Source organism: Mycobacteroides sp. H003, assembly GCF_001440135.1.
GTDB classification, from domain to species: Bacteria; Actinomycetota; Actinomycetes; order Mycobacteriales; family Mycobacteriaceae; genus Mycobacterium; species Mycobacterium gwanakae.
In genome coordinates this window covers 295,659-320,243 of sequence record NZ_LJYL01000009.1, presented here as the reverse complement: position 1 = coordinate 320,243, position 24,585 = coordinate 295,659, and the positions used below count along the sequence as shown (strand labels likewise).

The following is a 24,585-nucleotide window of genomic DNA, read 5'->3' as shown; positions in this document are numbered from 1 at the left end:
CTACAGCGACCCGCCCTTGGCGTAGGCCGTGGCCCAATCCCGTACCTGCTCGGCGTACACGTCCGACATGTTGTACGCCCACAGCGCCTTGATCCAGCCCTCGGTGGTGCTCAGGTCGCCACCACGCGAGCACAGGTACCCCGCCGCCGACAGCGCCGCATCATCGATGTTGTCGGGACTGGGGTCGCCCTCACCTGCGGCGCGAACGCCGTAGATGCGCCAGGTCTCGGGGATGAACTGCATGGGTCCCATCGCCCGATCCTGGTTCGCGTCACCGTCCAGCACGCCCTTGTCGGTGTCCGGAAGCCGCAGGTTTCCGTTGGATCCATCCAGGCGCACCCCACGGATCGGGGGCAATGCGTCGCCGTTGGGGTGCAGTTCGGCGCCGTGGTAGGTGCCGTTGTGGCTCTCGACAGTGCCAATTCCGGCCAGCGTCGTCCACGCGATCTTGCACCGTGGATTCTCGCGCTCGGCAACCTTGGCCGCGTATGCGTACGCCTCCAGGGCGATGACGGGGATTCCCGTCTTCTGGGCACGCGGGGTGGACCAGTCACGGAGCTGGTCAGCGGGACGGCCATGAATCTGCGCGGGCGGCGTCTCGATATCGGGCACCGGATCTCCGGCAGGCGGCGGCACCCCCTGCGGTAGCGGGGTACGCCCACCCAACTGCCAGGAACAGCCCGCTGCCAGCAGAAACGTCGAAATGGAGACGACGAGCACGATCCGCACTAAGCGCGCCGACAAGGAGCGCACGGCGAGGGACGACACGACGGAACTCCTAGACGGTGCGATGGATTGCTCTCCATCGTCGCATGAGCTGGACACACACGGACGCAGCCGATGCGTTGCCATCGCTTCCACAGGACCTATTCAGGTAAGGTCAGCCGCACCTTGGCAAGCGTTGGCTAGCCAAAGTCACATGAGGGAAAAGGACCCTGGACATGCGCAGTATCGGCGTGCTAGCCGACGGGCCGACTCACTTCTCGCAATACTTCAGCAGCGGCCTCATCGGACTGCGCGAGGGCCTCGAATGCGGGATCGTCGTGATGATCCTGGTGGCGTTCCTGGTCAAGTCGAACCGACGCGACGCGCTGCGCTGGGTGTGGCTGGGTGTCGCCGGTGCCATCGCGATGACCCTGCTCGTCTTCCTGACGATCCACTTCGGCAGTAACACCATTAGCGACCTGGGCGCCGAAGCGATCGCCGGGGTGGCCTCGCTGGTCGCGGTGGCGATCGTGACCACCATGGTGCTGTGGATGCGCACCGCCGCCGCCAGCATCGCCGGCGAGCTGCGTCAGGGCATGGCCCAGGCACTGGAAGCCGGCTCGCTGGCGGTCCTGACCGTGGCGTTCCTGTCCGTCGGGCGTGAGGGCGTCGAAACCGCCCTGTTCATGGTCGGGTACGCCAAGGCCGAAACCGCCTGGCCCCTGGCCGGACTCGTCACCGGAGTCGCTGCCGCGGCCGCGCTGTCCTATGGCATGTACCGCGGTGCGGTCAGGATCAATCTGAGCAAGTTCTTCAAATACACCGGCGCCTTCCTGGTCGTGGTGGCCGCTGGCATCCTGTCCTATGGCATCGGCGCCCTCCAGACCGTCGGATGGCTTCCCGGGCTGTCGCACAAGGCCTTTGACATCACCGGCTGGTTCGACTGGAGCGCCTGGTACGGCGAGCTGCTGCGCGGCATCTTCAACGTGACACCGACCCCGACGGTGCTGCAACTGGCGGGCTGGATCACCTACCTGGTGATCGTGCTCGGCCTCTTCCTACGTCCTGTGGCCACTCAGCCCAAGGCGCCCACCACCGACACCATAGAAGCCCAACCCGAGAGGACCGCTGGATGAAACCATCACTCGCCTACGTGGCCGCCGCGCTTGCGATGGCCACCGGTACGACCCTGGCGGCCTGCACCCCCAAGGAGCCCGCCGAGAGTGGTGCCGCCGGTGCTGGTCAGGAAATCACCGTCACCGCCACCGACACCAGCTGCGAGGTGTCCAAGACCGAGGCCACCACGGGCCCAGTCACTTTCAAGGTGACCAACAACGGGTCGAAGGTCACCGAGTTCTACGTCTACGACAAGGGCGACCGCGCACTCGGTGAGGTCGAGAACATCGGCTCGGGCATCAACCGCAAGCTCATCGTGCAGTTCACCGAGCCCGGCACCTACCAGACCGCATGCAAGCCCGGCATGATCGGCGACGGCATTCGCGGCGACTTCACGATCACCGGAGCCGCGGTGAAGCTCGACGCCGAGGGCAAGTTCAAGGACGCCACGGACCGCTACCGGGGTTACGTGATCAGCCAGGTGGACGCCCTCAGTGAATCCGCCGGCAAGTTCGTCGAGGCGGTCAAGGCCAAGGACATCGCCTCCGCCAAGGCCCAGTACCCGACCAGCCGCGTGTACTACGAGCGGATCGAGCCGGTGGCCGAGGCCTTCCCCAACGACCTGGACCCGCGAATCGACTTGCGCGAGGCCGACCTTCAGCCCGGCGAGAAGTGGACCGGCTACCACCGCCTGGAGAAGGACCTGTGGGTGACCGGCCTGCAGCCCGATACCGACGCCATCGCCGATCAGCTGCTCAAGGACATCAAGGAGCTCTCAGACGGCGTGCGCGCCAAGGACTTCGACATCAACACCACCAAGATCGCCGGTGGAGCGCAGACGCTGCTCGACGAGGTGGCCAGGACGAAGATTTCCGGTGAGGAAGAGGCCTTTAGCCACACCGATCTGTGGGACTTCCAGGCGAACGTGGACGGCTCCCAGAACGCGGTCGCTACCGTGCGCCCGATCCTCGACGAGCGCAAACCCGAACTGGGACAGGCGATCGACAAGCGGTTCAAGGAAGTCGACACCCTGCTGGGCAAGTACCGCAAGGGTGACGGATTCGTCTTCTACGACACGGTGACCCAAGATCAGCGCATCGAGCTGGCACATGCCATCGATGCGTTGTCCAAGGAGGTCAGCGAGGTGCAGGGTGTCATCGCCGGACGGTAACGGGTTCAACCGCCGCAAGCTGCTGGGCGCGGCGGGGGTTACCGCCGCCGTGGCCGGCGCTGCGGGAGCCGGAGTGCTGGGCGGCCGCGCGAGCGCGGCAAGCGTCGGACCGGACAACGTCAAGGTCCCGTTCCGCGGCGAACACCAGGCCGGGATCACCACCCCGGCGCAGGACCGCATGCATTTTTGCGCCTTCGACGTGATGCCCAACGCCACCCGCGGCGAGGTGCAGGCCATGCTGCGTCAGTGGACCGAGATGGCCGAGCGGATGTCCCAGGGCGAGGAGACCACACCGGGCGGTGCGCTCGACGGCAATCCCTATGCCCCGCCGACCGATACAGGCGAGGCGCTGGACCTGGCCGCCTCCGCACTGACCCTGACGATCGGCTTCGGCCCTTCGTTCTTCCGTAAGGACGGGGTGGACCGGTTCGGCATCGCCAACAAGCTACCGGCACCACTGCAGGAACTGCCGAAGTTCCGCAACGAGAAGCTGGACCCTGCCCGCTGCGGCGGCGATATCTGCATTCAGGCCTGCGCCGACGACCCACAGGTCGCGGTGCACGCCATCCGCAACCTGGCCCGGGTGGGCTTCGGAACCGTCGCGGTCAAGTGGTCGCAGCTCGGATTCGGCCGCACCTCCTCGACCAGCCGGTCGCAGGTGACACCGCGAAACCTGTTCGGGTTCAAGGACGGCACCCGCAACATCAAGGCCGAAGACACCGGGAAGGTCAATACCAGCGTCTGGGTGGCCAAGGGCGACAACCCCGAATGGATGACCGGCGGCACCTACCTGGTGGCGCGGCGCATCCGGATGCTGATCGAGAGCTGGGACCGCACCGTACTCAACGAGCAGGAACGAGTCATCGGGCGCGCCAAGGGATCGGGTGCGCCGATCGGCCAGAGCGACGAGTTCGCGGCCATCGACTTCACCGGCAAGAAATCCGATGGGGAACCGCTGCTGGATGTGGACGCGCACGTGCGACTGGCCTCCGCCGAAGAACTGGGCGGTATCGAGATCCTGCGCCGCGGTTACAACTTCACCGATGGGTCGGACGGGTTCGGGCATTTGGACGCGGGGCTGTTCTTCATCGCCTTCGTGCGCAATCCGCAATCGCAGTTCATCCCGATGCAGCGCAAGCTGGCCACCGAGGACGCCCTCAACGAATACATCCTGCACACCGGTTCGGCGATCTTCGCCTGTCCACCGGGCCTGGGCCCCAAGGAGTATTGGGGTCAGTCGCTCTTCGGCTAGCTGAGCAAGGTCCTGCCGTACCAGTCGTTCTCGTCGACGACGCCCGGCAGCGCGAAGAAGTATCCGCCCCCGAACGGCTGCACATAGTCGACGAGGGGCTCGTCGTTCAACCGGTTCTGCACGGTTTCGAACTGGCGCTCGAGGTCCTGCTGGAAACAGACGAAGACATGTCCCGACTGCATGTTCCCGTTCGGTTCCACGCCCAGGTCGTAGTTGTAGGAACGCCGGACCAGCCGCTGGTTGTCAGTTTCGGCGGTGCGCGGGTTGGCCAGCCGGATATGCGCATCCAGGGGAATGGTCTGACCTTCGGGGTCAGTTGTGTAGTTGGGGTTATCGAACTCGTTGTTCCCGTCCAACGGGGCGCCGCTGTCGCGACGTCGACCGAACATCCGCTCCTGCTCGTTGATGGAAACCCGATCCCAGAACTCGACGAGCATCCGGATGAGGCGTACCACCATGTAGGTGCCGTCCGCGGTCCACGCGGGTTCGCCATCGCCCACCCAGATCAGCTTTTCGGCATCGTTTGACACCGGGTTGGCGGTGCCATCCTTGAACCCCAAAAGGTTTCGGCCCGTTCCGGACGGGCGCGGGGGCGAGTTGTACCCCTCGATCCGCCAGCGCATCTGCAGATCGCCCCGCACCGCGCGGGTGATATCGCGCAGTGCGTGATGCACGGTATCCGGATTGTGGGCGCACAGCTGAACCAGCAGATCACCGTGTGTCCACGCCGCATCGGGAAAGTCGTTGGGAAATACCGTCATTGGTTTGAGCTTGGCGGGCTTGCGGTCGGTCAGCCCGAATCGGCTATCGAACAGGCTGGACCCGACCGCCACTGTGACGGTGAGGCCGTCGGCCTCGACCACGGGCCCAACCACCTCGCTATCCGCCGGCGGTTGCCCGACCCCCAGCTCGGGCGGGGTGCCGCCGGTACAGAGGAACCGCGCCCGCTCGGTCAACTTCTTGAAGGCCCCAGCCAGCGCATCCCTGTTCTTGGACGTCACATCGAATGCCACGTGGCAGGCGAAGTTCTGCTTCTCTGCGGGCACCGGGGTGAGGATTCCCGACTGCTTGGCCCCGTGGAATGGGTACCGATTCGGGGGCGCGGCCACTGCCGCCGCGTTCGCGTCAACCTCGGCACCGTGCGCCAGCACCGCACCCGTGACGGCCGTGCCTGCGGCCCCGATGGCCGCGCCGCGGAGGAAGTTCCTGCGGTTGACATCCATATTGCGCGCCTCCTTGGTCATCGGCTCGGCGGAAGTTCGATGAGCAGTGGCACCGAGGCGAGCGTCTCGAGCACCTGCCCCAGCGCGGCATCCACCGCCTGGCGACCGGCCAGCGGCACCTGCTCGAGCGGACGCCACTGTCCACCCTGCTGCGTCGCCTTGAGTGCGGCGTCAAGGATATCGAGCTGGGAGTTGCTTTCCGCCAATAACTTCGGCGCGCGGGCATTGATCAGCGCAGAGAACTGGCCCAGCACCGCCCGGGTGGCTTCGACCGCAGCTGCCGCCTCCGCGTACTCGGTTCCCGCTCCCTGGTTCGTGTAGCCCATGAGCTGGAATCGCAAGGTGTCCTCGAGGATTTCGTGTGGGCGTTTCGTCTGGTCGGCCGGCTCGGTCATCACGTCCGCCAGGTTGGCACGCAGCTTGTCGATGGTCGAGACCAATTCGTCTGCCACCGGCACCAACACCGGCGCGGGTTGCCCGTGCCACAACCCGTACTCCAGGCGGCGTAAGCCCTTGAAATCGGGATCGTGCACCCCATCGGGGAGCCCATGCGGCAGCCCGGCGATGGCATCCCCGTAGTCCTTGAAACTGCCGTACGCCGCACCGATTCGGTTCCAGGTCAGAATCGCCGGCAGCCAATACTTCTTCGCCGCTTCGATGTTGCCCGCGGCAAGGTCGGCACGAAGTGCGCGCGCCTGGGTACCCAGCACCGCCAGGAGATTGTCGGCGTAACGCTGGTAGGCCTGCATCGGCGGCTTGAGATCGTCCTCGGTCACCCTGACCACCGGCTGCGGCGCCCCGGGGTCGGCCTTGCCCCGGACTTGTTGAGATGCCGAGTATCTGGCGGGCTCTCCGGCCATCAGGCACGCGAACTTGTACGTGCCGTCCGAGAGCGTCGCGGTGAGCGTGGCGCTGGTGGAGGGGCCCAGGGTCTCGATCTCGGCGACCACACCGTTGTTGCCGTCCACGAGGTTGATCTCACCGGTCTTGCCCGACTTGTTGACGACAGAGAACGTCTGCAGGCCGGTACCCGCGGACGTCCAGTCGTCGGCGCACCCGTCGGCCGTCACGGTGACTTGCGTATCGGCATCACGGTTGGCGGACGGCAGAATCGCAATCACCACGGCCGCCACGAGTACCGGTACCACCACGATGGTCGCGGCAACCGCGAAGGGGCGCTGGCCGATCACGCGCGCGAAGGCCGAGGGTTCCTCGTCGGGCTCGGACGCGGCAGCGGGCGAATGGTTTTCACGTGATACCCGCAAGAACGGGGGTATCACCAGTATCAGATATCCAGCCCAGGCCACCACCTGCAGCACGGTCATCCGCGGGGTGAGCTGGGTGATGCCGGTGACGATGGTGGCCCACCAGGAGTCCGCGGAGATGCGCTGACTCAGATCGAAGGCGTACCAGGTCCGCCCGGGCAACCAGCCCGCGGTCTGTAGATCCCCGATGCCGTAGGCCAGAATTCCGGCGGCGATCACAATGAGCACGACCGCCGTGCGGGTGAAGAACACTTTGAGGTTGAGCTTCACCGCGCGGCGATACAGCAGCCAGCACAACGTCACCGCGATCGCCAGCCCGAGGGCGCCACCGATCACCGGTCCGGTGGTCTCCCCCGCCGCCTTGGCCGCGGTCCAGAAGAACAGCGTGGTCTCTAATCCCTCGCGGGCGACCGCCAAGAACGCCGTCAGGGCCAGCGCGCCCGCACCGAGGGTGAGCGCGTGCTCCACCTTGCCGGACAGCTCACCGGAGAGGCTGGCGGCGGTGCGCGACATCCAGAAGATCATCGCGGTGACCAACCCGACGGCCAGGATGCTGAGCACGCCGCCCACCACGTCCTGGCCGGTTGCGCCCAGCGAGCTGGTCGTGGAGGTGAGCACCGCCGCGAAGCTGGCCGATACCGAGAGCGCCCCGAGCACGCCCAGCCACACCGGCGCCGTGGCCCGGCGCCCGTTGGCCGCCAGCGGTGAACGATGGACGGCGGCAAGCAGGATGCTCACCACAAGTCCTGCTTCGAGACCCTCTCTCAGGCCAATCAACAGATTGGGGACCGCATCCGATAACACCACGTAGATAAGGTATGGCGTACCTAAATGCTGTGCAAATGCTGTGCGGACCATGGTCCCGCGAGGCCAGGCACAAAGTCCCGCCGCACGGTCTCCCGGGCTACGCCCTAGCTCTCGGCGGGTACCTCGACGGCATCGTCGGCAGGAGCCTCAACCGGATTCCTCAGCCAATGCTCGCGCCACTCCCCGGCAGCGACATCACGCAGATCGGCGCTCGCCAATCCGGCGGCGGTGTCCTCACCGCGGCGATCGGCCAGGATGCTCTTCTCGGCGCGACGCACGGTATCCATGAATTCCAAAACATCTGCCCGCAACTGGTTCTCGGCATCCCCATCCAGCTCGATGGTCACCGAAAGCAGCTGCGCCGGGATCAACTCGGTGGGCAGACCAGCGGCCGTCACGCGGCCGAGCACCTTCTGCGTGAGTGCCAGGGCCGGCTGGCCGCTGGACACGCCGTCCAGACACGAGTCGCGATCCTTCTCCTGCGCCTTACGCTCTTCCCATTGCGCCAGTTGCTCTTCCAGCGAGATCGAGCTGGAATCGCCACCGGCGCCGAGGATCACCGGAATGCGGTTGCCCAACTTTTTCAGCAGCGCCTCGGCGACATCATCGATGTTGAAGGGATGCTCCGGGGCATCCTCGGCGATGCGGGCGTGGAAAAGCACCTGCAGCAGTACATCCCCCAGCTCTTCACGAAGCTCGTCGACGTCACCGGTACGCACCGCGTCGAACAGCTCGTAGGTCTCTTCAAGCAGGTATCGCCGCAGCGAATCGTGAGTCTGGGTGCCCTCCCACGGGCCGTTCGTGCGCAGCCTGTCCATTACCGCCACCGCGTCGATGAGCTTCTCGCCCTGCCGCACCGGCGGTGCGATGACCGTGGCCCCGGCCGCGATCCGCGCCTTCACCTCCGGATGGTTGCGGTCCGAGGACAACAGCGCCGGGGCGTCCTCACCGATGTACACCGGACGTGCGGTCGACAGCGACCACGCCAGGCGGACGGGAAGCTCCTCGGTGTACTGCAGATCACCGGCAAGCAAACCGACGGCCTCGACCGGCACCATCGACGGATGGCGCGGGTCCACAAGGATGACGGTCATTTGCTCACCTCCACTGGTGTTATATCAACACTGCCCGCGGGGCGCCCCGACAACGCCAGCAGCAGATCGACAATCATGTGCACCAGCTCCAGGTCGCGGATGCGCTCTGAGCCCACGCCCCCGTCGCCGGCACGCGGGATGGGAACCTGCACAACGGAAGTCGTCGCACGATATTGCGCGGCCGGGTGCAAACGCTTGAGCCGCAATTGCGCCGAATCCAGAAGCGGCAACGGCTGTATTCGGATGTTGGTACCGACCACCGAAAGATCGGTGATTTCCATCTCACGGCACAGCAAACGCAGCGAGGCCACCGCGACCAGTCGCTGCACCGGAAGCGGCAGCGGACCGTACCGGTCGACGAGTTCCTCGACCGCCGCGCCGATCTGCGCGGCGTCCCCGGCCGCCGCCAGCCTGCGGTACGCCTCAAGGCGCAACCGGTCGCTACCGATGTAGTCGGTGGGCAGGTGCGCGTCGACCGGCAGATCGATACGCACCTCCTTGGGTTCCTCGGCGGTCTGCACCGTCTTGCCGTCGGCCGCCGCGCGATACGCCTCGACAGCCTCGCCGACGAGCCGGACGTACAGATCGAACCCCACCCCGGCGACGTGGCCAGACTGCTCGACGCCGAGCACATTGCCCGCGCCGCGGATCTCCAGGTCCTTCATGGCCACCGCCATGCCGGCACCCAGATCGTTGTTCTGCGCGATAGTCGAGAGCCTGTCGTAGGCGGTCTCGGTCAGCGGCACCTCGGGCGAGTACAGGAAGTACGCGTAACCGCGCTCGCGGCTGCGGCCGACGCGCCCGCGCAACTGGTGCAGCTGCGATAGCCCGAAGATATCCGCCCGCTCCACGATCAGGGTGTTGGCGTTGGAGATGTCCAGACCCGTCTCGATGATGGTGGTGCACACCAGGATGTCGTATTCGCGGTTCCAGAACCCCTCGACGGTGCGCTCCAGCAATTCCTCGGGCATTTGGCCGTGTGCCACAACAACTCTGGCCTCGGGAACCAGATCACGTATGCGCGCGGCGGCCCGATCGATGGAGCTCACCCGGTTGTGCACGTAGAACGCCTGACCATCGCGCAACAGCTCGCGCCGCAGCGCAGCTGCCACCTGTTTGTCGTCATGCGGACCGACGTAGGTGAGCACGGGGTAACGCTCCTCGGGCGGCGTCAGGATGGTCGACATCTCCCGGATGCCCGCCAGACTCATCTCCAGGGTGCGCGGAATCGGGGTGGCACTCATGGTCAGAACGTCGACATGGGTGCGCAGCGCCTTGATGTGTTCCTTGTGTTCGACGCCGAATCGCTGCTCTTCGTCGACGATCACCAGACCGAGGTCCTTCCACCGCACCGCGGTCTGCAGCAGCCGGTGTGTGCCGATGACGATATCGACTGAGCCATCGGCCATTCCCTCGATGACCAGCTTCGAGGTGGCCGGATCGGTGAACCGCGACAAGCCTGCCACCTTCACCGGGAACCCCGCGGTGCGATTGGTGAACGTCTGCAGATGCTGATCGGCCAGCAGCGTCGTGGGCACCAGCACCGCGACCTGCTTACCGTCCTGGACGGCTTTGAACGCCGCGCGCACCGCGATCTCGGTCTTGCCGTAGCCCACGTCGCCGCACACCACCCGGTCCATCGGAACCGGCTTCTCCATATCGGATTTCACCTCGGTGATGGCGGTCAGCTGATCAACCGTCTCGACAAACCCGAAGGCGTCTTCCATCTCCCGCTGCCACGGAGTATCCGGCGCGAAGGCATGTCCGGGCGCGGCCTGGCGCGCCGCATACAACGCCACAAGCTCGCCCGCGATCTCACGAACAGCCTTGCGCGCCTTGGTCTTCGTATTGGCCCAGTCGCTGCCGCCGAGACGGCTCAGGCCGGGAGATTCGCCACCGACATACCGGGACAGCTGATCGAGGGAGTCCATAGGCACGTACAGGCGATCGCTCTGCCCACCGGCGGCGGCGCCACGCTTACCGGACGCGTATTCCAGCACCAGATACTCCCGGCGCGCCCCGCCGACGGTGCGTTCCACCATCTCCACGAATCGCCCGATGCCGTGCTGATCGTGCACCACGAGATCGCCGGCCGCGAGGGCCAGCGGGTCAACCTGGTTGCGGCGCTTGGCAGGTAACCGCTTGCCATCGGTGGCCGCGACCCGGCTGCCGGTGAGGTCCGTCTCGGTGACGATGACGATGTTGGCGCCTGTGAGCACCACACCGTCGGTGAGGTGACCACGCAGCACACCGACAACGCCCTCGACGGGCTCTGCCCCGGGCTCCAACAGCTTTGCCGGCGTTTCCGTTTCGGCCAGCTGCTCGATGATCCGGTGGGTAGTGCCGGCACCAGCGGCCACCACCACGGCCCGCCCGCCGGTCATCACGTGGGCGCGCAGCATCGCGAAGATCTCCGCCGCACCCTCCTTGTGGCCGCGCGAAGAGGGCGATGGCCGTACCGCGAGATCGATCGCCTGATCGTCGCCCATACTCAGCGGGCTCAGTGACCACCACGGATGCCCGGTCTCATCTGCCGCGTGCTTGACGTCATCAAGCTCCCGAAATCCCGAATCCGCCAGCGCGGCAACGTCAATTGGCGCATCGGCGCCGATCGCGGCAACCGACCACGATGCCTCCAGGAACTCCCGGCCGGTGCGCTCCAGATCCGCCGCCCGGGTGCGCACCTTCTCGGGATCGCAGATCAGCACGGGAGTGCCCTCGGGCAGATGGTCTACCAGCATGGTCAGCTCACCCGAATGCAGTACGGGCAGTAGCGATTCCATTCCGTCGACACAGATTCCGTCGGCCAGCTTGGCCAGCATCTCCCCCAGCCCGGTACCGAGCCGGTGCTCGCCCTCGCTACTACCGGAGTCTCCGGCCGCCGCCGCGAGCTCGGCCGCACGCGTGCGCACCTGTTCGGTGAGGAGCAGTTCGCGACAGGGCATCGCGAGCACTGAGGTGACCTGCAGTTCGGGGATCGACCGCTGGTCGGCAACGGAGAAGTAGCGCATCTCGCTGACCTCGTCGCCCCAGAACTCCACACGCACCGGATGGTCTGCGGTGGGACTGAAGACGTCGAGAATGCCGCCGCGCACCGCGAACTCGCCACGGCCGGCCACCATGTCCACCCGGGTGTACGCGAGCTCGACCAGTCGGGCGATCAGCCCGTCGAATTCCGACTCGGCACCCACGGTGAGCTCCACCGGCTCCAGATCGAACAACTCGGGCGACATCGGCTGCAACAACGAGCGAACCGTCGTGACAACCACCCGCAGCGGGGGCCCCATCCGGGAGTCCTCCGGATGAGCGAGCCGGTGCAGCACCTGCAACCGGGCACCCACGGTGTCGACGCCGGGTGACAGCCGTTCATGCGGAAGCGTCTCCCACGACGGCAGCAGGGTGACCGAATCGCCGTACACATCGCGCAGCTCGGCGGCGAGATCTTGCGCTTCCCTGGTGGTAGCCGTCACCACCAGGACGGGCGCATCGCTCGCATCGGCCATACCGGTGACGACGAATGGGCGGGCACACGACGGTGCGGTCAGATCAAGGCCGGTCTTGGCGGCGAGGGCCGGGGCAAGAACATCGAATGCGGGATCCCGCAAGGCTGTCCGGATCACCCCGGCGAGAGGCGGGGCAGTCACAGTCATGGTGCGTTCATTCTACGGCGCCCAGATCTCGAAAAGATCGGGCCCATCACCGTCAAGGCCACGTCAAGAAACTCCGCATGGGGTCGCCACAGGCGCACGGTAGATGCATGACACTTCTGGACCTGCTGCCGTCCTTACATAACGTGGCGCGACCTCGCGTCGACCCGGCCGTGTGGCCGGTCACCACACACCTGGACGAGCAGGGCCGGATGTGCGTCGGAGAGACGGCGCTCTCGGAAATTGCCGACCAATTCCGCACCCCCGCCTACGTGGTTGACGAGGAGGATTTCCGTCACCGCGCCCGTCACTATCGCCGCACCCTGCGCGAGATCGAGATCGCGTATGCCAGCAAGGCGCTGCTGACGACCGATATCGCGCGCTGGGTGGCGCAGGAGGGGCTGTCGCTGGATGTCTGCTCTTCCGGCGAGCTGGCGACCGCGCTCGCGGGCGGCTTCGACCCGGAACGAATCATCATGCACGGCAACGCCAAGACCCCTGACGAGCTCAGTGACGCGGCCGCGGTCGGCGTGGGCCGGATCGTGCTGGATTCCAACACCGAGATCATGTTCCTGGCGACTCGGCTCAAGAAACGCCAGCGTGTACTGGTACGGGTCACCCCCGATATCGACATCCACGGGCACGCCGCGGTAACGACGGGCGTCACCGATCAGAAATTCGGATTCCCGTTGCACAGTGGGCATGCCACCGAGGCCGTCCGCCGCGTGCTGGACCAGCCCCTGCTGGACCTGGTCGGCCTGCACTGCCACATCGGCTCACAGGTCACCGATTGCACGCTCTACGGCGAAACCATTCGCCGGATGATCGCCGCGATGGCCGATATCCGCGCCAAGCACGGCGTGATCCTGGGTGAGCTCAATATCGGTGGCGGCCACGGCGTTCCCTACCGCTCGGGTGACCCCGAACTCGACCTCGCCGAGCTGCGCGATTTCATCGACGACGCCCTCGACGCCGCCTGCGCGGCCGAGCGCTTCCCGCGGCCCCGCGTTGTGGTGGAGCCCGGCCGTGCCATCTCCGCCCGCGCGGGAGTGACGCTGTACCGGGTGGTGTCGGTCAAGACCCAGCCCGGCGGTCGCACGTTCGTGGCCGTCGACGGCGGCATGAGCGACAACCCCCGCGTCTCACTGTATGACGCCAAATACAGTGTCGCGCTGGCCAATAGACACCCCTCCGCCCCACCGCAACTCGTGACGGTGGCGGGACGGCACTGCGAATCCGGCGACGAGATCGCCCGCGATGTCAGCCTGCCCTCCGATGTGCGCCCCGGCGACGTGCTGGCAGTGGCCTGCACCGGTGCGTACAACCACAGCATGGCCTCGTCCTACAACCTGGTTGGACGGCCCCCAGTGCTCGCAGTCCGCGACGGACGGGTGCGCGAGCTGGTACGCCGCGAGACGATCGCCGATCTGCTCTCCCGAGACTGCGGCGCGCGCTAGAGCGCAGCACCACCCTTGGTCGGAGCAACCGTCAACGGCGGTGCCGGGATGTGGGCCGTCGGGGTTGAGTGGAGCTCGGCATCGCCTGGCTCGGCACAGACCTCCTCGCCCGGCTTTGGTGCACTGCACTTTTCGTGCGCTCCTGCCGGCGGGACGACCGCTGTAGGCAGCGCGCACGCAGCAGCACCCGGTGCACACGGGGGGTCGGCGTGCGATACGCCCAACGCCAGCGGCACACCGATGGTCACACCCGCCGCCACAAGCAGCGCCGCACGCCGTACCAGCACAAACATCATGAGCACGACGATAAGTCGAGGCGACTCAAGATGCCATCAGGCCAGCACTATTCCCAGCCAGTTCACAGCTGACGACCGACCACGCCAAGGCTCAGGGGTGGTTACGCGCTTCCCCCGGAGCGTTGATCATCTGCCACGGCGGCATGCCACTCTGCGGGGCCTGCGGCATGTCCGCTGGATTCGGTTTCGAGTGCAGCTCGGCATCCTCGTGCACCGGCCCCGGCGTCGGTGCCTGGCACATCGCCGGATCCGCGCACGGCTGCTCTGCCCCAGCCATCGGGGCAAGTACCGCGGGCGTGACCACCAGCGCCGCCGCGGCGGCTCCTGCCACCACCCACCGCATCACTGTTGACGTCATGATGACCACCTCGCCTATCCATCGACCCCAGAGTCTGACTTTAGGCGCTTTTTGCATGTCACACAGCTAGTTCACAGCTTTTTCGAACTTATCGCGAAGGTTCCGGCCCCGAATCACCTCAGAGGTTGTCCGGGCGTAACGGAACATCAGGCGGCGTTGGCAGATCGGCCGGATCCGGCCACGACCGCAGCTCGGCATCGCCCGGAGTTATGCACACCTCGGATCCGGTCCGAGGCTGCGCGCAATGTCCGTGCCCACCACGGACAGCACTCGCTATATCCACTGAACGGGGACCGGCGGGCACCGCTGCCAGCAGACTCACCACTACCACCGCCATGGCATATCGAAGGCCAGGCATGGGACAACACCCCTTAAATGCTTAGATTCCCTAACGACACAACATTAAACTCGTTAGGATCTGAAAGCAACCATCAAGGGCAGTGCTACCCCGGGGTTACCGGCTAGTGGCCGCCCATACCGGGGTTACCGAAAACCATCCAGGGCGGAGTCTCGGCCTGCGGCACCGGCGGAATGTCTGCCGGGTTCGGCGAAGAATGCAGTTCCGCGTCCCCCGCACGGGTGCACACCATGTCGTCAGGCCCACCGTTGCAGTTCTCGGGGTTGGGCGGCTCGGACTGACACATCGCCGGGTCCGCACACTGCGGATCGGCCGCGGCAACCGAAGCCAGCGACACGGGCAAAACGCCCAACGCGGCCGCGGCGGCGCCGACCACAGCCCATCGCACAACTACTGACGTCATGACAAACACCTCATCCTGTGGTCAACCCCAACGACTTAAATTCTAGGTGATCGGCGCATGTCACGCACTGATTCGGTTCGACAGCGCGCCCGGCTATGGGATCCAGATGCCCGAGCCGGTACCACCCACGACCAGCCAGGGCGAGGCCTGCGGAACATCAGGGATGAACTCCCGGTTCGGCGTGGAATGCAACTCGGCGTTGCCCGGCTTCACACACACCCGCGCGGTCAGCGGACCACTGCAGTCGTCTGCGGCCGCAACGGGAGCACCCATCAACGCGACCGCGACGGCGGCCGCAGCACCGAGAACCAGGCGAATCCCTGTCACCACCGACCACCTCCTGCGCGTACCACCCGTTATATCCAACGAAGCGCAGCGCTCAGATGTTCCGGTGTGAGGGCTCATTCCTCCTGTAGCTGCGGATCTGCTTCCAGATGCTTCAAGCCGTGCCAACACAGGTTGACGATGTGCGCCGCCACCACTTCCTTTTTGGGCTCCCGCGCATCGAGCCACCACTGGGCTGTCATCGATACCTGCCCCACCAACGCCTGCGCATACAGCGGCGCCATCTCCGCATCCAGTCCCCGGCGCTGGAAGTCGCCCGCCAGGATGCTCGACACCTGACTGACCGCGTCGTTGAGCAGGCTCGAATATGTCCCCGAGCTGACCCCGGGCGGTGAGTCCCGGATCAGGATCCGGAATCCGTCGGTGCGGTCCTCGATATAGCTCAATAAGGCCAACGCCACCTGTTCCAGCCGCACCCGCGAGCGATAACTCGTCAACGACGAGGTGATGCCGTCGAGCAGCACCGACATCTCGCGATCCACTACGACGGCGTAAAGGCCCTCCTTGCCGCCGAAATGCTCGTACACGACGGGTTTAGAGACTCCGGCGCGTTGGGCGATCTCTTCGATGGACGTGGCCTCGTACCCACGTTCGGCGAACAACGACCGCGCGACATCGATCAGCTGGCGGCGCCGCTCAGTACCGGCCATCCGGACGCGAGGAGTCCGCCCGGGGCCGTCCGGCCTGCTTGGTACCGACATGTGCCATCACTTTCCTCGGCCGCACGACCGAGCTTGTTGACCTGATGTCGCTCGGACAAGCCTCGCTCCTTGGTCGACTACAGTCTTCATTCTGTAACAGTCCGTCGTGGTGTAATCGGCAGCACCTCTGATTTTGGTTCAGATAGTTCAGGTTCGAGTCCTGGCGACGGAGCAGTAGGGAGTAGGAAATGCCAGGCAATCCCGCTGGGACTGCAGTAATCGTGCTAGCCGCGGGTGCCGGTACCCGTATGTGTTCGGACATCCCCAAGGTGCTGCATACCCTCGGCGGCCGCTCGATGTTGGCGCACTCGGTACATGCCGCCGCCAGTGTCAACCCCGAACACCTGGTGATCGTGCTGGGACACGACCGCGAACGCATCGCCACCGCGGTGGAGATACTCGCCGAATCGCTGCATCGCGAGATCGCTATCGCCGTGCAGGAACAGCAGCTTGGCACCGGGCACGCTGTGGCATGCGGCCTGCAGGCGCTGCCCGCGGACTTCGCCGGCACCGTCGTCGTCACCTCCGGCGATATCCCACTGCTCGATGGGGAAACCCTCGCGGGACTGATCAACCGGCATCAGGCCGAGCCCGCCGCCGCCACCCTGCTGACCACCACCCTGGCCGATCCCACCGGTTACGGGCGCATCCTGCGCACCCAGGACCGCGAGGTCATCGCCATCGTGGAGCAGACCGACGCCACCGACAGCCAACGTGCCATCGGTGAGGTCAATGCCGGGGTGTACGCCTTCGACATCGGGCCGCTACACGCGGCGCTGTCTCAGCTGCGCTCGGACAACGCCCAGCACGAGTTGTATCTCACCGACGCCGTGTCGATCATCCGCCAAGGCGGAAAAGCGGTGCACGCCAACCATGTTGACGACAGTGCACTGGTGGCCGGCGTCAACGACCGGGTGCAGCTCTCTGAGATGGGCGCCGAGCTGAATCGGCGAATCATCCGCTTCCACCAGCGCGCCGGAGTCACCATCGTCGACCCGTCGAGCACGTGGATCGATGTCGACGTCCGGATCGGGCAGGACGCGACCATCGCGCCCGGCACCCAGCTGCACTCACAGACCGTCATCGGCGGCCACTGCCACATCGGCCCCGACACCACCCTCATCGACGTGACGGTGGGCGACTCGGCCACCGTCATCCGCACCCACGGCCAGGGCGCCACCATCGGCGCGCGATCGGTGATCGGGCCGTACACCTACCTGCGGCCGGGCACGGTAACTGGCGAGAGCGCCAAGCTGGGCGCGTTTGTGGAAGTCAAAAACTCGACGGTGGGCCGGGGCACCAAGGTGCCGCACCTGACCTATGTGGGCGACGCCGATATTGGCGAGCACAGCAACATCGGCGCATCCAGCGTCTTCGTCAACTACGACGGAGAAACCAAGCGGCGCACCGTCATCGGCTCGCATGTGAAGACCGGATCGGACACCATGTTCGTGGCCCCGGTGACCGTCGGCGACGGTGCGTACACTGGCGCGGGCACGGTCATTCGCGAGGACGTGCCGCCGGGCGCGCTGGCCGTGTCGGCCGGCCCACAGCGCAACATCGAAGGCTGGGTGGCCCAGAAACGCCCCGGAAGCGATGCGGCCAGGGCCGCCGAAGAAGCGTCCAGGGATTCCTGACCACCGAGGGCGAACACGGCCTCGGAAAACCGCGGTTGGACATCTCGCGTTCAAATTCCGGCAACCCGCTCCCAGTCACCGGGGAAAGGTCCGTACCATTATCCCGGCGGGCCGGTACCCGGCGCCGTCCTTGTGAAGCCCAAAATTACGAACCCAAGAGGACTAGCTGCGCCGTGAGCACCGACTGGACCGATAACCGCAAAAATCTGATGCTGTTCTCGGGTCGTGCGCACCCTGAACTGGCCGAACAGGTCGCCAAGGAACTCGACGTCCAGGTGACCGCGCAGACCGCCCGCGATTTCGCCAACGGCGAGATCTTCGTGCGCTTCGAGGAGTCGGTACGCGGCTGCGACGCGTTCGTCTTGCAATCGCATCCGGCACCGCTGAACACGTGGCTGATGGAACAGCTGATCATGATCGATGCGCTCAAGCGGGGCAGCGCCAAGCGGATCACCGCGATCCTGCCGTTCTACCCCTATGCGCGCCAGGACAAGAAGCACCGTGGCCGCGAGCCGATCTCGGCGCGCCTGGTGGCAGACCTGTACAAGACCGCGGGCGCCGACCGCATCGTCACGGTGGACCTGCACACCGACCAGATTCAGGGCTTCTTCGACGGACCGGTGGATCACATGCGCGCCCAGTCGCTGCTGTGTGGATACATCGCCGAGCACTACGTGAGCAATGGCGAAGATGTCGTCGTCGTGTCGCCGGACTCCGGGCGCGTGCGCGTCGCCGAGAAGTGGGCCGACTCCCTGGGCGGTGTGCCGCTGGCCTTCATCCACAAGACACGTGACCCGCGAGTGCCCAACCAGGTCAAGGCCAACCGCGTCGTCGGTGACGTCACCGGCAAGACCTGCGTCATCACCGACGACATGATCGACACCGGTGGCACCATCGCCGGGGCCGTCGGGCTGCTGCACGAGGCCGGTGCCAAGGACGTCGTGATTGCCGCCACCCACGGCGTGCTGTCCGACCCTGCCGCCGAGCGCCTGGCCAACTGTGGCGCCCGCGAGGTGCTGGTCACCAACACGCTGCCCATCGGCGAGGAGAAGCGCTTCCCCCAGCTGACGGTGCTGTCGATTGCGCCGCTGCTCGCCAGCACCATCCGCGAGGTTTTCGAGAACGGTTCGGTAACAGGACTTTTCGACGGGAATGCGTAGCGCCGCGCTGGTCGCGGGGTGCCTGCTGGCGCTCGCGACCGCCGGATGCGAGTCGAAACAACCCGAGCCACAAGCTGGTTCGTCAAGCAGCTCGGCATCGAGCACCACGGCGACACCCACCACCACGCCGACCTCGATGAACGAGTACCTGCAAAGCGCCGGCGTCAAGGTAGTCCCGGTGTCGCCGGAGAGTTCGGCGAACGTGCGCGTCGAGATGCCGCTGCCCGAAGGCTGGGAGAATCTGGGCGCGTTCGAACCCGCCTACCTGGTCAGTGACAAACCCAGCGCGGCCGATCAAGGACGAACACCCAGCGCAGTGATCTACCTCATCAGGCTGGAGGGTGCCCTGGACGCCCGCACGGCGATCACCGAGCACGGGTTCGTCGACGCGCAGAACGCCCAGGGCTTTCAAAAGATCAGCTCATCCCTCGACGACTTTCAGGGGTACCCGTCGGCCGCCATCGAAGGCACCTACGACAACCAGAATGTCCGGGTGCACGCGTGGAATCGGGACGTCATCGTGCCGGACGGACCGCTGCACTACCTCGTGCAGCTCACGGTGACCACCACCGAGGCGCAGGCGTCGGCACTGGCCACGGACGTCGCCGCTCTCACCGGCGGTCTGAAGATCACAAAGCGCTGAGGCACCGAATGAATGCGATGGCATCCACGCCCGTGAGCTGGCCGGGGTCAACCGGGTAACAACCCGTCTGCGGGGCCACGTCCTGACGGGCGAGCAGTCCATCCGGTATCTCGCCAACAGGAAAGAGGATCCGATCGGATTCCCAGCTCCACATCCATCCCTGGAGGGTGGCAGCGTGCGGCACGCCGATGTTCGCGGCTTCATGAGTGCCGAAATCGCTTGCGATGACCGCGTACGGGACACGATCGGCCGAGGCCACCAGCGCTCCGGCGCACCACCAACTCGCCTGCGCAGGGCCCATGGACACCGTGCTCTGATGTCGCTGCAGGTGCTCGTTGTGGGCGAACACCAACGTTGGGCCCCTATGCATTTCGGCCTCGGCGATAGCCTCCAGATTCTCGGCCATGAGCGCATCCCGGACACCCAGCATGGTGGACATGCGATCCGGGCCAGGGTCGGCCATCGCGAAATGTGCCCGCAGCAGGCTCACTGCCGCGCGGGCGACGGTGCACATCTGCCAGAACTGCTGCGGCGAGGTCGAGGCGCGCAACGCGGGGGCGTACCTCGCCAACGCGATCACGAGTTCATCGGCGACCAGCCGCAATGCGCGTGCCGGAGCCGATCGGCCGATCGAGACGGTGGCATCGAGCATGGCGTCCGGGTGAGACCAGGCGGCATCTTCACCCACCAGATCGGTGATCACCTCCTCGGAGTAAGGCAGGGCGGCACCACCGTTCGACAGATACCTGTGCACCGCGAGGAGGGTGTCGCGCGGACTTGGCGACGCCATCATCTCGGTGGTGGCGTCGAAACCGTAGAACCGCACCTGTTCGCCGGGTGCTCGGCCGCTGTTCCAGTCGCGTAGCCACTCGACGAGCTCGCGGCTGGCCGGATACGCACCGAACCCGTGACTGAATCCGGCGTCGAGCACCTCGTCGAGGGTGCCCTCCCCTGCCGTCACATACCGGTCGACGGCGAATCCGGCCACGGCGTCACTCTCCAGCGCGACCGACCGGAAGCCGCGCTCGACCACAAGGTGACGAAGCAGCCGGTTGCGCAGGTAACCGAACTCCTGCGGCCCATGGGTCGGTTCTCCGATACCGAGCAGGCGGGGTGGGGACTGCGGGCCCGAAAGGAAGGCGTCGACGTCTGCCTCAAAAGTCACGCCCTCGACGGTATCGAGCTTGAGCATTAGGGTCAGCTCCCGTGACCAAATGGACCGCCGCGGCGCTGCCGTCATTTGAAGGCCGCACCGTCATCATCACCGGAGCCAATAGTGGACTCGGCCTGGAGACCGCCCGCGAGCTGGCTCGCGTGGGCGCCCATGTCGTCATGGCGGTGCGCAACACCGAGAAAGGCAAGGCCGCCCAGTCCTCGATCAAGGGAAGCACCGAGGTGCGTCAGGTCGACGTCGCCAATCTGGCGTCGGTGCGTGCCTTCGCCGACACCGTCGATACCGCCGACATCCTGGTGAACAACGCCGGCATCATGATGGTGCCGCAGGCCAAGACCGTCGATGGCTTCGAAAGCCAAATCGGCACAAACCATCTCGGCGCATTCGCACTCACCAATCTGTTGCTCCCCAAGATCACCGACCGTGTGATCGCGGTGGCATCGGTCGCTCATCGCGCCGGGAAGATCGACCTCGCCGACCTCAACTACGAGCGGCGCGGATACACCCGCGCCGGAGCGTATGGCGCATCCAAGCTCGCCAACCTGCTGTTCACCAAGGAACTGCAGCGCCGGCTGAGCGCGGCCGGATCACCGGTGCGCGCGCTGACCGTCCATCCGGGTGTGGCCGCCACCGAGCTGCAGTCGCACAGCGGGAACCCGATCTTCGAGATCGCCTTGAAGACCGGCAACCTCTTTGCGCAGGATGCCGCACACGGCGCCCTGCCCACGCTGTACGCCGCATCCCAGGATCTGCCGGGCGACACGTACATCGGGCCGGACGGCCCGTTCGAAGCCAAGGGCTACCCCAAGCGGGTGGGCCGCAGCCGCAGAGCCCAGGACGCCGAGAGCGCTAAGGGCCTATGGGACCTGTCCGAGCAGCTCACCGGGGTGTCCTTCCCTCTCTGACACCCCCGCTGATTGGTCTTTCAGGTCCGGGCTCGGCTACTCTGAACAGGCTGTCACGGCGAGGGTGGGTCTTCCCACCGTTATCGACGGGATCATGGGCGTCATCCTGATGTCCTCCCTGCGCCGTGTCTCACGAAACGCAAGGAGTTGACCAGATGTCCAAGAAGAACGCCCCCACCAGCAATAACCTCACCGTCACCGTCCGCACGGACACCGGCAAGGGCGCCTCGCGCCGCGCCCGCCGCGACGGCCTGGTTCCCGCGGTCCTGTACGGCCACGGCACCACCCCCGAGCACCTGAACCTGCCGGCCCGCGACTTCGCGGCCGTGCTGCGCCACACCGGCACCAACGCCATCCTGACCCTGGACATCGAGGGGCGCGAGCAGCTGGCCCTCACCAAGACCATCGAGATTCACCCCATCCGCCGCAACCTGGTGCACGCGGACCTGCTGGTCGTGCGCAAGGGCGAGAAGGTCACCGTTGAGGTGAACGTCCACATCGAGGGCGACGCCGAGAGCGGCACCCTGGTCACCCAGGACGCCAACACCCTGGAGATCGAGGCCGAGGCGCTGTCGATCCCCGAGTTCCTCACCGTGTCGGTTGAGGGCCTTGCCGCGGGCACCCAGATCACCGCCGGATCGATCGAGCTGCCCAAGGGCTCGACCCTGATCTCCGATCCCGAGACCCTGGTCATCAACGTCGTCGCGGCCCCGACCGCCGACGAGATGGACGCCGAGGGTGGCGGCGGCGAAGGTGCTGCCGAGGCTCCCGCCGCGGACGAGGCCGCCGAGGGCTCCTCCGAAGAGTAGAGCGGAGTAAGACGTGCCCGACGTATCCGACGATGCCGTGCTGGTGGTCGGCCTGGGCAACCCCGGGCCGACCTACGCCAAGACCCGGCACAACCTCGGATTCATGGTCGCCGACCTGTTGGCGGCCAAGGACGGCGCAACGTTCAAGCCGCACAAGAAGTCCGGCGCCGAGGCGACAACGATTCGCCTCGGCGGCCGGGCCGTGAATCTGGCCAAACCACGCACGTTCATGAACACATCCGGCCCTCAGGTGGCCGCGCTGGCCAAGTTCTTTTCCGTTCCCCCCGGGAACGTCATCGTCATGCACGACGAGCTGGATCTCGATTTCGGCACTGTGCGTCTCAAGCGCGGCGGCGGCGAGGGCGGCCACAACGGGCTGCGCTCGGTATCGCAAGCACTGGGCACCAAGGACTATCTGCGGGTCCGCCTGGGCGTCGGGCGCCCACCCGGCCGCAAGGACCCTGCGGCCTTCGTGCTGGAGAATTTCGCCAAGACGGAAACCGAACAGGTTCCGTTGCTCTGCGAACAGGGCGTCGATGCGACTGAGCTGCTGATCCGCCTCGGCCTGGAAGCAGCACAGAATCAGGTACATGCCTGGGGTTAGACATCCGGGCGGCCCCGCTATGGTCTCCTCATGACCGACATCGCGGAGATCACCGGCATCAACAAGATCGGCCTGCTCAGCCTGGGGGCATACCGTCCCGAACGCGTCGTCACCAATGAAGAGATCTGCGAGCGCATCGAATCCTCGGACGAGTGGATCTACACCCGCACCGGCATCAAGACCCGCCGGTTCGCTGCCGAGGAAGAATCCGCCCAGACTCTGGCCATCGAAGCCGGACGTAAGGCCATCGCCAACGCACTGCTCACCGGCGCCGAGATCGACGCGGTGATCGTCGCCACCAGCACCCACTACCTGCAGACGCCGGCGTCTGCCCCGGCCGTCGCGACCGCGCTGGGGGCCCAGGGTGTCCCGGCATTCGACCTGTCCGCCGGGTGTGCCGGATTCGGATACGCGGTGGGCGTGGCGGGCGACATGATCCGCGGTGGCAGCGCCAGCAAGGTGCTGGTCATCGGTTCCGAAAAGCTCTCCCCCGCGCTGGATATGACCGATCGCGGCAACTGCTTCATCTTCGGCGACGGGGCAGGCGCGGTTGTCGTCGGCGAGACCACCGAACAGGGCATCGGCCCCACGGTCTGGGGCAGTGATGGCAGCCAGGCCAACGCCATTCGTCAGGACATCGACTGGATGGACTTCGCGGCCGCACCCGACCCGGAGGGCCCACGCCCCTACCTGCGCATCGAGGGAACCTCGGTATTCCGTTGGGCCGCATTCGAAATGGGCAAGGTGGGCCAGCGCGCCCTGGAAGCAGCCAAGGTGGGCCCGGAAGATATCGACGTCTTCGTCCCGCACCAGGCCAACAGCCGGATCAACGAACTCCTGGCCAAGAACCTGCACCTGCGTTCGGATGCGGTGATCGCCAACGACATCGAGCACACGGGCAACACCTCTGCCGCTTCAGTCCCGTTGGCCATGGAGGGCCTGCTGTCCACCGGCGCCGCCAAGCCGGGTGATCTGGCCCTGCTCATCGGATACGGCGCCGGACTGAGCTATGCCGCCCAGGTGGTCAGAATGCCACCCGTTCCGTTCGAGTAGCGGGTACGCCTTCGGCGTTCACAACACGATGATGTCGTGAACTTCCGAGACGTAGAAGACCTGCGGGTTACGTTCAGCGGCACCGTCTCCGTTCGCGCCACTCACCACCACCCACACGTCCTCCAGCGGCCACGCGTCACCAAACCAGATCTCCTGCTGGATATCGGTGCCGTGCCATGCGATTCGCGCGCGCTCCCCTTGCTCAGCGTCGCTCGACAGCACTTCGATGATTTGCCCCAAGCGGAAAGCGGGGTTCACAGCGCACGTCCGCACCGCGTGCTCCCAGTGATTCTGCTGAGATGGTTTACGCCGCAGGCGACGAGTCGCCAGCCACACGATGAGCAGGATTATCGGGCCGAACAGGACAAGCTCGGCGAGCCGCTGCCCGAGAAAGTACGCCAT

At 65.9% G+C, this 24,585-nt stretch carries 24 protein-coding genes and 1 tRNA gene; 12 read left to right on the top strand and 13 right to left on the bottom strand.

The window, feature by feature from the left end:
- Positions 1-768: a lipoprotein gene (locus AOT87_RS01800; protein ID WP_046252781.1), complete on the bottom strand. Its 768-nt coding sequence runs from the start codon at positions 766-768 to the stop codon at positions 1-3.
- 173 nt (positions 769-941) lie between these two features.
- Here AOT87_RS01800 and efeU (AOT87_RS01795) point away from each other — a divergent pair, with 173 nt between their 5' ends.
- From efeU (AOT87_RS01795) to efeB (AOT87_RS01785), 3 genes are read left to right on the top strand one after another with little or no spacing between them, the layout of a single operon-like run.
- A complete protein-coding gene (gene efeU / locus AOT87_RS01795) occupies positions 942-1,841 on the top strand; it encodes an iron uptake transporter permease EfeU (RefSeq protein WP_057966839.1) in 900 nt (299 codons plus the stop codon).
- Positions 1,838-2,992 carry an iron uptake system protein EfeO gene (gene efeO, locus AOT87_RS01790; RefSeq protein ID WP_046252779.1) on the top strand — a complete coding sequence of 385 codons (1,155 nt, stop codon included), beginning with the start codon at positions 1,838-1,840 and terminating at the stop codon, positions 2,990-2,992. Before efeU (AOT87_RS01795) ends, efeO begins: the two co-directional genes overlap by 4 nt.
- The gene (efeB, locus tag AOT87_RS01785) at positions 2,973-4,244 is read left to right on the top strand and encodes an iron uptake transporter deferrochelatase/peroxidase subunit (protein WP_234795804.1); all 1,272 of its coding nucleotides are present in this window, start codon (positions 2,973-2,975) and stop codon (positions 4,242-4,244) included. Before efeO ends, efeB (AOT87_RS01785) begins: the two co-directional genes overlap by 20 nt.
- Here the strand turns inward: efeB (AOT87_RS01785) and efeB (AOT87_RS01780) are convergent.
- From efeB (AOT87_RS01780) to mfd, 4 genes are all read right to left on the bottom strand, one after another.
- Positions 4,241-5,467, bottom strand: coding sequence for an iron uptake transporter deferrochelatase/peroxidase subunit (gene efeB, locus AOT87_RS01780; protein ID WP_081343229.1), 1,227 nt, complete (start codon positions 5,465-5,467; stop codon positions 4,241-4,243). The two genes, efeB (AOT87_RS01785) and efeB (AOT87_RS01780), sit on opposite strands and share 4 nt — an antisense overlap.
- Before the next feature lie 17 nt (positions 5,468-5,484).
- Complete coding sequence (efeU, locus tag AOT87_RS01775) at positions 5,485-7,539, bottom strand: iron uptake transporter permease EfeU (RefSeq protein ID WP_057966836.1); 2,055 nt, start codon at positions 7,537-7,539, stop codon at positions 5,485-5,487.
- Positions 7,540-7,643: 104 nt separating this feature from the next.
- Positions 7,644-8,633, bottom strand: a complete 990-nt coding sequence (locus AOT87_RS01770) for a nucleoside triphosphate pyrophosphohydrolase (RefSeq protein ID WP_057966835.1) — start codon at positions 8,631-8,633, stop codon at positions 7,644-7,646.
- Positions 8,630-12,283, bottom strand: a complete 3,654-nt coding sequence (gene mfd, locus AOT87_RS01765; protein ID WP_057966834.1) for a transcription-repair coupling factor — start codon at positions 12,281-12,283, stop codon at positions 8,630-8,632. The genes AOT87_RS01770 and mfd overlap by 4 nt, the downstream gene beginning before the upstream one ends.
- A gap of 107 nt (positions 12,284-12,390) precedes the next feature.
- On the opposite strand from mfd, the gene lysA reads away from it, so the two are divergent.
- A complete protein-coding gene (gene lysA, locus AOT87_RS01760) occupies positions 12,391-13,737 on the top strand; it encodes a diaminopimelate decarboxylase (protein WP_057966833.1) in 1,347 nt (448 codons plus the stop codon).
- Here the strand turns inward: lysA and AOT87_RS01755 are convergent.
- The 6 genes from AOT87_RS01755 to AOT87_RS01735 form a co-directional block, all read right to left on the bottom strand.
- The gene (locus tag AOT87_RS01755; protein ID WP_030094584.1) at positions 13,734-14,033 is read right to left on the bottom strand and encodes a hypothetical protein; all 300 of its coding nucleotides are present in this window, start codon (positions 14,031-14,033) and stop codon (positions 13,734-13,736) included. The two genes, lysA and AOT87_RS01755, sit on opposite strands and share 4 nt — an antisense overlap.
- A gap of 91 nt (positions 14,034-14,124) precedes the next feature.
- Positions 14,125-14,391 (bottom strand): hypothetical protein, encoded by a 267-nt coding sequence (locus AOT87_RS01750; protein WP_057966846.1) that lies wholly within the window; start codon positions 14,389-14,391, stop codon positions 14,125-14,127.
- Between the two features lie 118 nt (positions 14,392-14,509).
- Positions 14,510-14,749, bottom strand: coding sequence for a hypothetical protein (locus AOT87_RS27470; RefSeq protein WP_081343208.1), 240 nt, complete (start codon positions 14,747-14,749; stop codon positions 14,510-14,512).
- A gap of 103 nt (positions 14,750-14,852) precedes the next feature.
- A complete protein-coding gene (locus tag AOT87_RS01745; RefSeq protein WP_030094581.1) occupies positions 14,853-15,152 on the bottom strand; it encodes a hypothetical protein in 300 nt (99 codons plus the stop codon).
- Positions 15,153-15,245: 93 nt separating this feature from the next.
- Positions 15,246-15,425, bottom strand: a complete 180-nt coding sequence (locus AOT87_RS01740) for a hypothetical protein (RefSeq protein ID WP_044104543.1) — start codon at positions 15,423-15,425, stop codon at positions 15,246-15,248.
- A gap of 128 nt (positions 15,426-15,553) precedes the next feature.
- Positions 15,554-16,147, bottom strand: a complete 594-nt coding sequence (locus AOT87_RS01735; RefSeq protein WP_030094579.1) for a TetR/AcrR family transcriptional regulator — start codon at positions 16,145-16,147, stop codon at positions 15,554-15,556.
- 151 nt (positions 16,148-16,298) lie between these two features.
- Between AOT87_RS01735 and AOT87_RS01730 the strand changes: the two genes are divergently transcribed.
- The 4 genes from AOT87_RS01730 to AOT87_RS01715 all read left to right on the top strand — a co-directional run bounded on the left by AOT87_RS01730 (position 16,299) and on the right by AOT87_RS01715 (position 19,638).
- A tRNA-Gln gene (locus AOT87_RS01730) sits at positions 16,299-16,370 on the top strand.
- A gap of 16 nt (positions 16,371-16,386) precedes the next feature.
- Positions 16,387-17,835 (top strand): bifunctional UDP-N-acetylglucosamine diphosphorylase/glucosamine-1-phosphate N-acetyltransferase GlmU, encoded by a 1,449-nt coding sequence (gene glmU, locus AOT87_RS01725; RefSeq protein ID WP_030094578.1) that lies wholly within the window; start codon positions 16,387-16,389, stop codon positions 17,833-17,835.
- 173 nt (positions 17,836-18,008) lie between these two features.
- Complete coding sequence (locus tag AOT87_RS01720; protein ID WP_005059141.1) at positions 18,009-18,995, top strand: ribose-phosphate diphosphokinase; 987 nt, start codon at positions 18,009-18,011, stop codon at positions 18,993-18,995.
- A complete protein-coding gene (locus tag AOT87_RS01715) occupies positions 18,988-19,638 on the top strand; it encodes an LpqN/LpqT family lipoprotein (RefSeq protein ID WP_057966832.1) in 651 nt (216 codons plus the stop codon). The genes AOT87_RS01720 and AOT87_RS01715 overlap by 8 nt, the downstream gene beginning before the upstream one ends.
- Here AOT87_RS01715 and AOT87_RS01710 read toward each other — a convergent pair.
- Positions 19,625-20,803, bottom strand: a complete 1,179-nt coding sequence (locus tag AOT87_RS01710) for an erythromycin esterase family protein (RefSeq protein WP_157858998.1) — start codon at positions 20,801-20,803, stop codon at positions 19,625-19,627. The genes AOT87_RS01715 and AOT87_RS01710 overlap by 14 nt on opposite strands.
- A 41-nt stretch (positions 20,804-20,844) precedes the next feature.
- On the opposite strand from AOT87_RS01710, the gene AOT87_RS01705 reads away from it, so the two are divergent.
- The 4 genes from AOT87_RS01705 to AOT87_RS01690 all read left to right on the top strand — a co-directional run bounded on the left by AOT87_RS01705 (position 20,845) and on the right by AOT87_RS01690 (position 24,183).
- A complete protein-coding gene (locus AOT87_RS01705; RefSeq protein WP_057966830.1) occupies positions 20,845-21,717 on the top strand; it encodes an oxidoreductase in 873 nt (290 codons plus the stop codon).
- A 155-nt stretch (positions 21,718-21,872) separates the two neighbouring features.
- Complete coding sequence (locus AOT87_RS01700; RefSeq protein ID WP_057966829.1) at positions 21,873-22,526, top strand: 50S ribosomal protein L25/general stress protein Ctc; 654 nt, start codon at positions 21,873-21,875, stop codon at positions 22,524-22,526.
- A 13-nt stretch (positions 22,527-22,539) separates the two neighbouring features.
- Positions 22,540-23,130: an aminoacyl-tRNA hydrolase gene (gene pth, locus AOT87_RS01695; RefSeq protein ID WP_057966828.1), complete on the top strand. Its 591-nt coding sequence runs from the start codon at positions 22,540-22,542 to the stop codon at positions 23,128-23,130.
- A gap of 30 nt (positions 23,131-23,160) precedes the next feature.
- On the top strand, positions 23,161-24,183 hold the full coding sequence (locus AOT87_RS01690) for a beta-ketoacyl-ACP synthase III (RefSeq protein WP_057966827.1): 1,023 nt from the start codon (positions 23,161-23,163) through the stop codon (positions 24,181-24,183).
- A gap of 18 nt (positions 24,184-24,201) precedes the next feature.
- Here AOT87_RS01690 and AOT87_RS01685 read toward each other — a convergent pair whose 3' ends face one another.
- Positions 24,202-24,585, bottom strand: a complete 384-nt coding sequence (locus AOT87_RS01685; protein ID WP_057969780.1) for a hypothetical protein — start codon at positions 24,583-24,585, stop codon at positions 24,202-24,204.

What these genes read in the sequence shown, in the direction of transcription:
- efeB (WP_081343229.1), bottom strand. Translation starts at nt 5,467, where the DNA reads ATGGATGTCAACCGCAGGAACTTCCTCCGCGGCGCGGCCATCGGGGCC.
- AOT87_RS01715 (WP_057966832.1), top strand. Translation starts at nt 18,988, where the DNA reads ATGCGTAGCGCCGCGCTGGTCGCGGGGTGCCTGCTGGCGCTCGCGACC.
- lysA (WP_057966833.1), top strand. Translation starts at nt 12,391, where the DNA reads ATGACACTTCTGGACCTGCTGCCGTCCTTACATAACGTGGCGCGACCT.
- AOT87_RS01770 (WP_057966835.1), bottom strand. Translation starts at nt 8,633, where the DNA reads ATGACCGTCATCCTTGTGGACCCGCGCCATCCGTCGATGGTGCCGGTC.
- AOT87_RS01755 (WP_030094584.1), bottom strand. Translation starts at nt 14,033, where the DNA reads ATGATGTTTGTGCTGGTACGGCGTGCGGCGCTGCTTGTGGCGGCGGGT.
- AOT87_RS01740 (WP_044104543.1), bottom strand. Translation starts at nt 15,425, where the DNA reads ATGGGTGCTCCCGTTGCGGCCGCAGACGACTGCAGTGGTCCGCTGACC.
- efeU (WP_057966839.1), top strand. Translation starts at nt 942, where the DNA reads ATGCGCAGTATCGGCGTGCTAGCCGACGGGCCGACTCACTTCTCGCAA.
- AOT87_RS27470 (WP_081343208.1), bottom strand. Translation starts at nt 14,749, where the DNA reads ATGCCTGGCCTTCGATATGCCATGGCGGTGGTAGTGGTGAGTCTGCTG.
- efeO (WP_046252779.1), top strand. Translation starts at nt 1,838, where the DNA reads ATGAAACCATCACTCGCCTACGTGGCCGCCGCGCTTGCGATGGCCACC.
- AOT87_RS01685 (WP_057969780.1), bottom strand. Translation starts at nt 24,585, where the DNA reads ATGGCGTACTTTCTCGGGCAGCGGCTCGCCGAGCTTGTCCTGTTCGGC.
- AOT87_RS01700 (WP_057966829.1), top strand. Translation starts at nt 21,873, where the DNA reads ATGTCCAAGAAGAACGCCCCCACCAGCAATAACCTCACCGTCACCGTC.
- AOT87_RS01750 (WP_057966846.1), bottom strand. Translation starts at nt 14,391, where the DNA reads ATGACGTCAACAGTGATGCGGTGGGTGGTGGCAGGAGCCGCCGCGGCG.
- AOT87_RS01745 (WP_030094581.1), bottom strand. Translation starts at nt 15,152, where the DNA reads ATGACGTCAGTAGTTGTGCGATGGGCTGTGGTCGGCGCCGCCGCGGCC.
- glmU (WP_030094578.1), top strand. Translation starts at nt 16,387, where the DNA reads ATGCCAGGCAATCCCGCTGGGACTGCAGTAATCGTGCTAGCCGCGGGT.
- mfd (WP_057966834.1), bottom strand. Translation starts at nt 12,283, where the DNA reads ATGACTGTGACTGCCCCGCCTCTCGCCGGGGTGATCCGGACAGCCTTG.
- AOT87_RS01735 (WP_030094579.1), bottom strand. Translation starts at nt 16,147, where the DNA reads ATGGCCGGTACTGAGCGGCGCCGCCAGCTGATCGATGTCGCGCGGTCG.
- AOT87_RS01690 (WP_057966827.1), top strand. Translation starts at nt 23,161, where the DNA reads ATGACCGACATCGCGGAGATCACCGGCATCAACAAGATCGGCCTGCTC.